The sequence below is a fragment of the Mesorhizobium sp. B3-1-9 genome (genome assembly GCF_006439595.1).
In the GTDB taxonomy this organism is placed as follows: Bacteria; Pseudomonadota; Alphaproteobacteria; order Rhizobiales; family Rhizobiaceae; genus Mesorhizobium.
The window spans coordinates 1-11075 of sequence record NZ_VFTJ01000040.1; the positions used below are offsets into that span (position 1 = coordinate 1).

Sequence of the window (11075 nt, forward strand, 5' to 3'; positions counted from 1 at the left end):
CCCAAAAATCAGTGTTGAATCTGATTTGCCGGCCTGTGGGAATCCCAATTCCTTAAATCGTCACTACGGCCTAGGCTTGCGAACCGTCCCTTTCGAGCATTCTGCCGTCATCACCTATGTTGTCGAAAGCGATGTCGTTCGCATCATCAACATCTTCTACGGCGGTCGCGACTACGAGACGTTGATTCGAGACGGTGGGTCGAGCGCTCCATCCTGAAGGGGTCTTACTCCGCCGGCTCGGCACCCATCCCTGGCAATCCCGGCTTTCCTGCCTCTCCCGGATTCCTCCGCACATAAGCCGCCTTCAGCGTCTCGGACGTATCGCGCGAGCCGTCATGGCTCCAGCCCGGCGGCTGGATGAGATAGTTCAACCGCTGGGCAAGCGTCAGCCCCGGCGCCAGCGCATCCTTGAACATGCCGATCCATTCGTGGAACGCCACCTTCAGCGGATTGAAGGTGCCGATGTTCTTGACGATGCCGTAGCGCGGCCGGTCTTGCTCCAGTTCCTCGACGAAGGTTCCGAACATGCGATCCCAGATGATCAGCGTGCCGGCATAGTTGGCGTCGAGATAGCGCGGATTGGTAGCGTGGTGGACGCGGTGGTGCGAGGGCGTGTTGAAGATGAATTCGAACCAGCCCCACATCTTGCCGATCGTCTCGGTATGGATCCAGAATTGCCAGACAAGGTTGAAGCCGAAGACGAAGGCGATCACCGCCGGATGGAAACCGAGCAGCACCAGCGGCGCTTGCAGGATGAAGGTGAAGGTGAACAGGCCGGTCCAGCTTTGCCTCAGCGCCGTCGAGAGATTGTAGTGCTGGCTGGAGTGATGGTTGACGTGCTCGGCCCACACCCAGCGCACCCGGTGCGCGATGCGGTGATAGACATAGTAGCGCAAATCATCGAGCAGGAAGGCGGCCAAAAACACCCAGATCGACAGGCCGAGATTGAAGAACCGGAACTGCCAGAGCCACAGCAGCGCCCAGTAGGATACGACGCCGAGCAGCAGGCCGGCGACGACATTGCCGGTCCCCATCATCAGGCTGGTCAGCGTATCGCGCGTTTCGAACGATCCCTTGGCACGGCCGCTGCGCACCAGCCAGAGCTCGATCAGGATCGCCGCGACGAAGAACGGAATGGCAAGCTGGGTGACCTGCGGGAAATTATACTCATCCATCACGCAGCCTTTCGGATCTGATCACGGCCTTGCAGCGCCGCCGCCACGGCCAGCGCGCCGGCCTCGTCGGCAAAGACGAACGTGCCGCCCTTCCAGGTGAAATCGTTCGACCGCATCGACACCACATTCCCCTCCCTGGCCAGCGCCAGAACGTCTCGCGGCGTGACGATGCGCGTCAGAAAACAGTCGCCTATGCTCTGGACGATGCCGCAACGCTGCGGGCCTAGCTCAAGGAACGCGGCATGGCTGTCGGCCGTCAGCCGCACGACACCCGGCTTTTCGTCGGGAAAATCCTCGGCAAAGCGTGCGAGCGCCTGATCCGGTCCGGCAAGCGTCGCGGTCGTCGTACCGCCGGTGAAGTGCACGGCGGCGACGGACAAGGCGATGCCGAACACGACAAGAATGACCAGGACTGGCAGGCTCATGGAAAGGCTACTCCTCCGGCGGCCCGCATTTCTTCGACGCGAGTCCACATAGACGGAATCCCTAGCATGATTGACGTTTACGTCAAAGGGGCGTCCAGCCCCGCATCGCATGACGCAGGAGCAGCCAATGGCGGCGCAGGGTGGAGAGCGTCGTCGTCGAGCCGAGCGGCGACCCGCCCGCCTTCTCCATCTTGTCGAGATAGGCGCGCGTCAGCGCCAACGGCAGGAAAGCAGGCCGCAGCGCGACAGGAAGCGCCGGCGCGCCTTTCTCGAAGGCGTTGAGATGCTCCCGCGCCAGCGCGATCATCGCAGCGACCGCGCGTTCCGCGGCAGGCCCGCCCTCGCCCTTGACGAACTCTTCCGGCGTCGTGCCGGCGGCCGCCAGGATGTCCGCGGGCACGAAACACTGGCCGCGCCGACGATGCAGCGGCAGCAGAAGCAGCAGGCCGGTGATGGCCTGAACGCAACCGGCCCGGCCCGCCAGTTCGGCAAAGCGCGGCGCCACGACCGGATCAAGCACCATGGCCGCAAGCTGGATCAGTGCAGCGGCCGTTTCGCCGCAATAGCCCTCGAGGTCGGTCCGCGACGGCATCGGATCGTCATAGAGGTCGAAGATCCGCGCCTCGAGCATGTTGTCGAAAGCGGATTTCGGCAGATGATTGCCGACGATCGCGGCCTTCAGGGCATCGGCAATCGGATGGCCGGTCTCCTCCGGCCCGTCGGCCGCGATGACGTCGCGCCACCATTGCAGCCTGACCTCGCCCGGCAGTGGCTCGTGGATGCGATCGCGCACGCTGGCGATCTCGGCGTTGAAGGCGTAGAGCGCGAGCAGCATGTCGCGCCTGTTGGCCGGCGCGTAGAGCGCCGACAGATACCGGTCATGGTCGGCGGCGCGCACCGCATCCATGACGACGTCGCCATTCTTGACGATGTTGGACGTGCCGGCCATTCAGTCGACGGCGATCAGCGCAGCGGCCACCGCGCGGTCTTCGGCGAGCAGCACGTTGTAGGTCCGCACCGCCGCCCCGGTCGACATCGGGTCGGCCGAGATCCCGGCCTCCTTGAGCGCGGCGCGCAGCGCCGCCGGCAGCGGCCGCAATTCCTTGCCCATGCCGACCAGCAGGATCTCCACCCTGCCGGCCTCGGCGAACAGCCTGTCGAAATCCGAGGCCTTCAGCGCCAGCGGATCGGCCGGCTCCCAACCATGGATGCCCGACGGCAGGACGAGCAGCGAGCCCCGATGCGACATGTCGGCAAAACGGAAGCCGCCATTGCCATAGGCCTCGATCGGCGCCTTGCCCGGGAAATGCGCCTCGCGGATGATGATGCCTTTGGCCATGGGTCTAGAGCATGATGCCGAAAAGTGTGGAGCGGTTTTCGGACGACATCATGCTCTATCTCTTTGATTTAGAGCCGGATGATTTTCAGGTCGGCTCGACCTGAAATCATCCGGCTCTGACGGCGTCAGGTCGCCACGGCCTTGCCGTTCACCGGCTTCTTCTCTTCTTCGGTGGCGGCCTGCGGCCGCAACCGGAACAGGATCAGCAGCGGCGCGGCGATGAAGATCGACGAATAGGTGCCGAACACCACGCCGAACAGCATTGCCAGCGTGAAGGAGCGGATCACCTCGCCGCCGAACAGCACCAGCGCCAACAGCGCCAGGGACGTGGTGACAGAGGTCAGCGTGGTTCTCGACAGCGTCTCGTTGATGGCGTTGTTCAAGAGCTGAGGCAGCGGCATCTTCTTGTATTTTCGCAGATCCTCGCGCACGCGGTCATAGACGACGATGGTGTCGTTCAGCGAATAGCCGATGATGGTCAGGATCGCCGCCAGCGACGACTGGTTGAACTCAAGTCCTGTCAGGACGAAGAAGCCGATCGTCATCACCACATCGTGCACCGTGGCCACGATGGCGCCAACGGCGAACTGCCATTCGAAGCGGAACCAGACATAGAGCAGGATGCCGGCCAGAGCGATCAGCATGGCGATGGTGCCCTGCTTGGCGAGCTCGCCGGAAACCGTCGGACCCACCACTTCGACGCGGCGGAAATCATACTGGTCCTGCAATTCGCCCCGCACCTTGTCGATGACGGTCTGCTCGGCGTTCTCGCCGGCGTCCTGCGTGCCGACACGGATCAGCACGTCGTTCGGCGCGCCGAACTGCTGCACCTGGATCTCGCCGATGTTGAGCTCGGAGAGCCTGCTGCGGATATCGCCAAGATCGGCATCGCCCTTTTTGGACTGCACCTCGATCAGCGAGCCGCCCTTGAAGTCGATGCCGTAGTTGATGCCAAGAGTCAGGAACCCGACGACCGACAGGATCGACAACGTGCTGGAGAGAGCAAATGTCCAGCGGCGGATGCCCATGAACGGGATCTTCGTGCCCGGCGGAATGAAGGTGACCGGCGCGCGCGGCAATTCCTTCGGACGAGCGCGGCGCAGCCAGATCGACACCAGCATGCGGGTGAAGGTGAAGGCGGTGAAGACCGTCGTCAGAATGCCGATGGCATAGGTGATGGCGAAGCCCTTCACGGGACCGGTGCCCAGAAAGAACAGCACGACGGTCGCGATCAGCGAGGTGACGTTGGAATCGACGATTGTCGCAAGCGCCTTGGAGAAGCCGGTGTCGATCGCCTGGATGACCGAGCGGCCGTTGCGCCGCTCCTCGCGGATGCGTTCATAGATCAGAACGTTGGAGTCCACCGCCATGCCGATGGTGAGCACGATACCGGCGATGCCGGGCAAGGTCAGCGTAGCGCCGAGCAGCGACAGCGCGCCGACGATCATCGCCACGTGCACGGCCAAAGCAATATTGGCGATGAAACCGAGGAAACCGTAGGCGACGAACATGAAGGCGACGACGAGGATTGAGCCGATCACACCCGCCACCTTGCCGGCGTGGATGGAGTCCTGACCAAGGCCGGGGCCGACAGTACGCTCTTCGATGATGGTCAATTTGGCCGGCAGGGCGCCGGCGCGCAGCAAGACGGCGAGGTCGTTGGCGCTCTCGGCCGTGAAATTGCCGGAGATCTGCCCGCTACCGCCGAGGATCGGCTCGCGGATCACCGGCGCCGAAATCACCTGGTTGTCGAGCACGATGGCGAACGGCTTGCCGACATTCTGCTGGGTCGCCTGGCCGAACCGCGTCGCTCCGCGGGAATTGAAGGTGAACGAAACCACCGGCTCATTGGTCTGTGAATTATAAGTCGGCGTCGCATTCGACAGGTCTTCGCCCGAGACGATAACGCGGTTCTCGACCAGGTAAGGAACCGGAGGATCGTCCTGCGAATAAAGGATCGAGTCGCCAGCCGGCGGGCGATTCTTCATCGCGTCCTGGACCGGCACCGACGTGTCGACCATCTGGAACGTCAGCTTGGCGGTCTGGCCGATAATGTCCTTGAGCCTTTGCGGATTCTGGAGCCCGGGCACCTGGACCAGGATGCGATCGTCGCCCTGCCGCTGCACGATCGGCTCGGTCGTGCCTAGCGCGTTGACGCGTCGCTCCACCACTTCAATCGCCTGCGAGAGCGCGGTCGAGGTTCGATATTTGATGCCGGCATCCGTAACGGTGAACTTCAACAGCCCAGGCTCGGAATCGTCCAGCGCCATCGACTGCACGGAACCACCGGCAAACAGACCGGCCGTGACCGGGTTGGTTATCGGCTTCAGCGCTGTCTTGGCGGCCTCGACCTGGCTCGCATCGTTGATGCGCACCTGCACGGTTCGGCCTGTTCCGCCAAGGCCGGTATATTGGATCTTGGCGTCGCGCAGCAGCGTCCTGATCTCGTCGCGCGTCGTCTGCAGCTGATCCTTGATCAGGTCGTTCTGATCCATCTGCAGCAGGATGTGCGAGCCGCCCTGAAGGTCGAGGCCGAGCGTCATCTGCCGCTTCGGCACCCAGCTCGGCAGTTGCGCCAGCGTGCTTGCCGGGAAAAGGTTGGGCGCGGCGAGGATCACTGTGATGGCCACGGCGAGCCAGATCAGGATCATCTTCAGGCGCGAGAAATAGAGCATTCGTTCTTATCCGTTCAGGCGTACAAGCGGCAGCGTTCCGCCATCGGCTAGATTATCAGCTATGGTTTTCGTTCCAACCACGGTCGGCCCTATCGTGCTTCCTCGACGATTGTCAATCTCGCCGGCAGCGCGCCGGTGCGGAATAACAGGGCAAGCTCCTTGGCGCTGTCGGCCGTGAAATTTCCCGATATCTGCACGGTGCCGTGCTCGATGGGTTCACGGATCATAGGTGCCGAAATCACCTGACCGTCCAAAATCACCGCAAATGGCTTGCCGATATTCCGAGTGGTTGCCCACTTGAAACGTTGCGTACCCTTGGAATCGAGCCGGAATGCGACGACAAACTGCTCTGTCGAACTGTCGCGGATCGCTTCCGCGTCCAGAACGCTGTCACCCGACACAAGCACCCGGTCTTCGACCAGATAGGGAACTGGCGGATCATCCAGCGTGTAAAGCACGCTTGAACCGGCAGGCGCCTGGCCGTTGACCGCATCGTTCACAGGCGTCGACGTATCGACCAATTGGAAGCTCAGTCGGCCTTGCCGCGCAAGGGTTTGCGCCAGGCTGTGCAAATCCGCGACGCCCGGCGCCTGAACCAATATGCCGTCATCCGTCAACTGGACCGCGGAATCGGCCACGCCAAGTTCGTTGAGGCGATTTTTGATGATCTCGATCGACTGTGCGAGCGCGGCAGAGGTTTGATACTTCGCGCCGGCATCGGTCATGGTGAGCTTCAACAGGCCGCGCTCGCTGTCGTCCAGCGCAAACTCCTGGACCGGGCCTTCCTTGCCGGCAATGGGATCGACCACCGCCTTGAGTGCCGCTTTGGCGGCCTCGACTTGCCCTGGATCGCCAAGGCGCAGTTGAACCGTGAGGCCCGATACGACAAGGCCGCTATAGTCGATCCTGGGGTCGGCATCGCGAAGCAGCGTCCTGATCTGGTCGCGCACTGCTTCCAGCCGGCGGCTTTTTACCTGGTCCGTATCCAGGTGAAACACAATATGCGCACCAGGCACTGCGGCCAGAACATTCGACGCGCCGAAGACCATCGAGATCAGGGCAAGCCCGATCAAAATGACCTTCAGGCGCGAAAGATAGACCATTTGCCGCCGTTCGTCAGAACCCTGCCCGCGGCCATCACCGCTGGGATTTCGCCTACTTCTTGGCGTTCTGGTTCGCCACCGGTTCGCCCTTGACGCGCACGTCCGAGATCGTCGAGCGCAGCGCGGTCACCTTGGTTCCGCCGCCAAGGTCGATCTCCAGCTCATTGTCGTCGATCACCTTGGTCACCTTGCCGACGAAGCCGCCGCCGGTCACCACCGTGTCGCCGCGGCGCACCGCCGCCAGCATTTCCTGGCGTTTCTTCAGCTGCCCGCGCTGCGGCCGGATAATCAGAAAATACATGATCACGAAAATCAGGACAAACGGCAAAATCGAGATGAGCATGTCTGGCGAAGCGCCGACGCCCTGGGCGTATGCCGGTGTAACGAACATCAAGAAACTCCTGGATGGTGAAATACCGCCGGGGCGGCCCCGCGAAAATTTGGCCGGAATATAGTCGGTAAACTTGCCAATGCAACTGCGCTGCGAGGCCAATCCGTTGCTTTTCCAGCCGTTTGCGGCGTGCTAGAGCGTCGCAGCGGAAGCCGCTTCGAGGCCACCGAAAGATCATGCTCCAACAAAAGCTTGGACTTGGTTCTAGCAGCGACGCCGTGGAAGCTGCTCCCACATCCTGAAATACCACAGCAAAAAGACCTGATATGACCGACAGCCTGGACGCCTTGAACAAGAAACTCGACCGCCTGATCGAGGCGGTTTCCCGCCTCGCCCCGCCGCCGGTTCCGCAGACCGACCTCGGCGTTGCCGACTGCTTCGTCTGGCAGGCGGACCCTGGCTTTCTGGAACCGGTGCGCAAGGTCAACCGCGTCGACATCGGCCTGATCCGCGGCGTCGACCGCGTGCGCGACATCCTGCTCGACAACACCGAGCGCTTCGCATCCGGCTATGCGGCCAACAACGTGCTTTTGTGGGGCGCGCGCGGCATGGGCAAATCGTCCCTGGTCAAGGCCGTGCATGCCACCGTTAACGCCTCCGACAAGCTCGACCGGCCGCTGAAGCTGATCGAGATCCACCGCGAGGACATCGACACGCTGCCCAAGCTGATGGGCCTCCTGAAGGCAGCGCCTTATCGGTTCATCCTGTTTTGCGACGACCTCTCCTTCGACCATGACGACACGTCATACAAGTCGCTGAAGGCGGCGCTCGAAGGCGGCGTCGAGGGCCGCCCCACCAACGTCATCTTCTACGCCACGTCCAACCGGCGGCATCTGTTGCCGCGCGACATGATCGACAACGAGCGCTCGACCGCCATCAACCCCTCGGAAGCGGTCGAGGAAAAGGTCTCGCTTTCCGATCGTTTCGGCCTTTGGCTCGGCTTCCACAAATGCTCGCAGGATGAATATCTCGACATGATCGACGGCTATGTCCGCTATCACGGCCTGGCGATCGACCCCGAGCAGCTGCGCGCCGAGGCGCTGGAATGGGCCACCACGCGCGGCAGCCGCTCCGGCCGCGTCGCCTGGCAGTTCACCCAGGATCTCGCCGGCCGGCTTGGCAAGCCGCTGAAGGATTAGGCCTGGCCATGATCGCGAACCGAACCTTCGGTTCTCACGGCCAAAACAAAAACTGAAAAAGCCCGCTCCTTTCGGAGCGGGCTGAAGACGGCGGGCCGGACTGGAGGTCAGGCGGCCCGCAAAACGGTTCTTGTTCTATTCGAGATAGCCGGTCGGATCGACCGGGGCCGAATTCTTGCGCACTTCGAAGTGCAGCTTGGGCGAGTCGGTCGTGCCGCTCATGCCGGACAGCGCGATCTCCTGGCCGCGCTTGACCTTCTGGCCGCGCTGCACCTCGATCGAGCTTGCATGGCCATAGACGGTGACCAGACCGTTCTCGTGCCGCACCAGCACGGTGTTGCCGAATTCCTTGAGACCGTCGCCGGCATAGATGACGACGCCGTTCTCGGCCGCCTTGATCGGCGTTCCTTCCGGCACCGCGATGTCGACGCCGTCCTTGCCGGAACCGAAGCCGGAGATCACGCGGCCGCGCACCGGCCAGCGCATCTTGCCGATGCCGGTCGCGTCGGGTGCCACCGCATCGTCGTCCTCGGCCTGCTGGATGACCTTGGCGTCCTTCTTCGGCGGCGTGTAGGAGGCGAGCGTCTGCGACGGCGTAGTCTTCGCCGGCGGCTGCGTCGTCGCCGTGGTCACCGGATCGACCGCCGGCTTGGCGGTGGTAGCGGCAGCCTTGGCCGCTGCGACAGCGACCGTGCCGCCGGCCGGAACCTTGAGCGTCTGGCCGATCTTGAGGAGGCCGTCCTGCATGCCGTTGGCCTGCTTCAGCGCCACGACGCTGACGCCGGTCTTCCTGGCGATCGAGGACAGCGAGTCGCCCTGCTGCACGGTGTAGGAGCCGCCGGCGCCGGCCGGCTTGGCCTCGGCCATCCGCGGCGCGGGCTTGGGGTTCTTCGAGCCGCTGGCCGCGGCCGATGCATCGACCTGAGCGGCCGACTTGCCGTCCTTGACCTTGGGCTGCTGCGGCAGCACAGCGACCTTTTCCGGCGCGGGCTGCTTCGGCGTGTTCGTCGGCTTGCCTTCGGCGACCCTTGGCTCCGTCTTGCTGGAATAGGCATAGGCGGGGATGACGATCTTCTGGCCGCTGCGAATGCCCTTCTTCGGATCGATCCCGTTGACCTTGGCGATGGCATCGGCCGGCACATGGTAGTGCGCTGCCAGGCCCGAAAGTGTCTCGCCGTCCCGCACCACGATTTCGGTCGCGTGCCGCGCAGCGCCCGCATCGGGCTCGGCGGTCTTGAACGGCTTGGCCGCGGCAACCGTGCCGGTGGCCGTCCTGTCGAGATGCGGCGCGGGAGCAAGCGCCGGAGCCGGCGCGAGGGCGGGAGCCGAAGCGGTACGCATCGGCTTTGCCGGCGCCGGCGCCGAGGGAGGCGGCAATTGCTGGGCTGTAACCGGATCGAGGCTCGAGCGGCTCACCGACTGGGTATGCGTGCCGTCGACCGGCGCAGGCGCGACAGTATCGCCCGGATAGGGCTGGTCGACATTCTGCTTGTTGATGATGGCACGCTGATTGTTGGTGGAGGATGTGAAGACATCATCGACACCGTTGAAGCGCATCGACTGGGAACTGCACCCGGCCGCCGCGCCGGCAATCATCAGGACAGCGCAACCGCGCGCCAGATTGCGTCTGTTTGCCTTCAAGTGATTGAATTGCATCGCACTAACCCGCACAGACCCGGTACAAACTGGCTGTAATTAAAGCGCGTTAATGTTACTGGCCGGTTAACCCATTAGAATTCGGCGAAAATTTTCTTAAAACATTGGCGGAAATTTTGGCGCGGCCAAAATCCGGGCGACGGCGACGCGGACATCTCGGCTTTCCGGCGCATTCGCGGCTGGTTCTTGGGACCGCGGGCTTCGCTTCATTTGCCAGGCCGGGAACAAAGTTCAATCGCCGAACATCGAAGTGATCGGCCCGGACGCCGCAGTCTCCTATCCAAGTATAGTTTGGATTCAAATATCCCCGAGTGTTGCTTCCAGGTAACGGGATTTCCGGATCGGGTTCCGATACCGTCAGGGAACTTGGGAGGGTCCTTCAATGAAATGTTTTCTCGTCGCCGCGGCGTTTGCCGCTGCCTTGGGCGCGGCTGCGCCTGCATCCGCCGCCGATCTCACCGAAACGCCTGTCGCCGCGAGCTATGACTGGAGTGGCTTCTACATCGGCGCCAATGGCGGCTGGGGATCGAGCCACTCATGCTGGGACGCTCAACTTGCCGGCCTGTCTTTCAGTGAGGGCTGTCACAACGCCACCGGCGGCACCGTCGGCGCACAGCTTGGCTATCGCTGGCAGCGCAACGACTGGGTGTTCGGGCTCGAAGCGCAAGGCAACTGGGCCGATCTGAACGGCTCCAATGTCAGCGAATTCATTCCCCCTTTTATAGATCGTTCCCGCGTCGACTGGTTTGGGCTGCTGACGGCCCAGGTCGGATACAGCGTCGACAACGCTCTCTTTTACGTCAAAGGCGGCGCGGCTGTGACTCACGACCGTTTTGAGGTCCTCTTTCCCCCGGATATTCCCGCTGGCAAGACCGGCGATCAGACCCGATGGGGAGGCGCGCTGGGCGCGGGCCTCGAATACGGCTTCGCCCCGAATTGGTCACTCGCAATCGAATACGATCACCTGTTCATGCCCGACAAGACCACTGCTTTCGCGGCAGTCGGGCTGCCCTTTCCGTTCGGCACGGATCGGATCGGCCAGGACGTCGATCTGGTCGGCTTGCGGCTGAACTTCCACTGGAACGGTTGAGAAAAGCTAGGCGGTGGTGACGATTTAACTATTTGAGCCAGATGGCGATAGCGGCGAGTTTGACGAAGCCCATGAAGTTGGC

At 62.8% G+C, this 11075-nt stretch carries 10 protein-coding genes and 1 pseudogene; 3 read left to right on the forward strand and 8 right to left on the reverse strand.

The genetic code is table 11. From position 1 onward, the window contains the following. Nucleotides 1–217, forward strand: a pseudogene (locus FJW07_RS31925) (hypothetical protein); the annotation flags it as partial. 7 nt (nt 218–224) lie between these two features. Here the strand turns inward: FJW07_RS31925 and FJW07_RS31215 are convergent. From FJW07_RS31215 to yajC, 7 genes are all read right to left on the reverse strand, one after another. Next, nucleotides 225–1175, reverse strand: a complete 951-nt coding sequence (locus FJW07_RS31215) for a sterol desaturase family protein (protein ID WP_181182784.1) — start codon at nt 1173–1175, stop codon at nt 225–227. Next, on the reverse strand, nt 1175–1600 hold the full coding sequence (locus tag FJW07_RS31220) for a hypothetical protein (RefSeq protein ID WP_140860858.1): 426 nt from the start codon (nt 1598–1600) through the stop codon (nt 1175–1177). Before FJW07_RS31220 ends, FJW07_RS31215 begins: the two co-directional genes overlap by 1 nt. Before the next feature lie 82 nt (nt 1601–1682). Continuing rightward, on the reverse strand, nt 1683–2549 hold the full coding sequence (locus FJW07_RS31225; protein ID WP_246680930.1) for a phytoene/squalene synthase family protein: 867 nt from the start codon (nt 2547–2549) through the stop codon (nt 1683–1685). Further along, a complete protein-coding gene (locus FJW07_RS31230; protein WP_140646714.1) occupies nt 2550–2939 on the reverse strand; it encodes an Mth938-like domain-containing protein in 390 nt (129 codons plus the stop codon). Nucleotides 2940–3064: 125 nt separating this feature from the next. Beyond that, a complete protein-coding gene (gene secDF, locus FJW07_RS31235) occupies nt 3065–5614 on the reverse strand; it encodes a protein translocase subunit SecDF (RefSeq protein ID WP_140860859.1) in 2550 nt (849 codons plus the stop codon). Between the two features lie 89 nt (nt 5615–5703). After that, complete coding sequence (locus FJW07_RS31240) at nt 5704–6717, reverse strand: hypothetical protein (protein WP_140860861.1); 1014 nt, start codon at nt 6715–6717, stop codon at nt 5704–5706. 52 nt (nt 6718–6769) lie between these two features. Next, nucleotides 6770–7108, reverse strand: coding sequence for a preprotein translocase subunit YajC (gene yajC / locus FJW07_RS31245; protein WP_140830714.1), 339 nt, complete (start codon nt 7106–7108; stop codon nt 6770–6772). A 266-nt stretch (nt 7109–7374) separates the two neighbouring features. Here yajC and FJW07_RS31250 point away from each other — a divergent pair, with 266 nt between their 5' ends. Further along, nucleotides 7375–8247: an ATP-binding protein gene (locus FJW07_RS31250; RefSeq protein ID WP_140860863.1), complete on the forward strand. Its 873-nt coding sequence runs from the start codon at nt 7375–7377 to the stop codon at nt 8245–8247. Nucleotides 8248–8382: 135 nt separating this feature from the next. Here the strand turns inward: FJW07_RS31250 and FJW07_RS31255 are convergent, their stop codons facing one another. Beyond that, complete coding sequence (locus FJW07_RS31255; RefSeq protein ID WP_140860865.1) at nt 8383–9903, reverse strand: LysM peptidoglycan-binding domain-containing M23 family metallopeptidase; 1521 nt, start codon at nt 9901–9903, stop codon at nt 8383–8385. A 382-nt stretch (nt 9904–10285) separates the two neighbouring features. Here FJW07_RS31255 and FJW07_RS31260 point away from each other — a divergent pair, with 382 nt between their 5' ends. After that, entirely contained in the window at nt 10286–10993 is a 708-nt protein-coding gene (locus FJW07_RS31260; protein ID WP_140860867.1) for an outer membrane beta-barrel protein, read from the forward strand. The last annotated feature ends 82 nt before the right edge of the window (nt 10994–11075 follow it).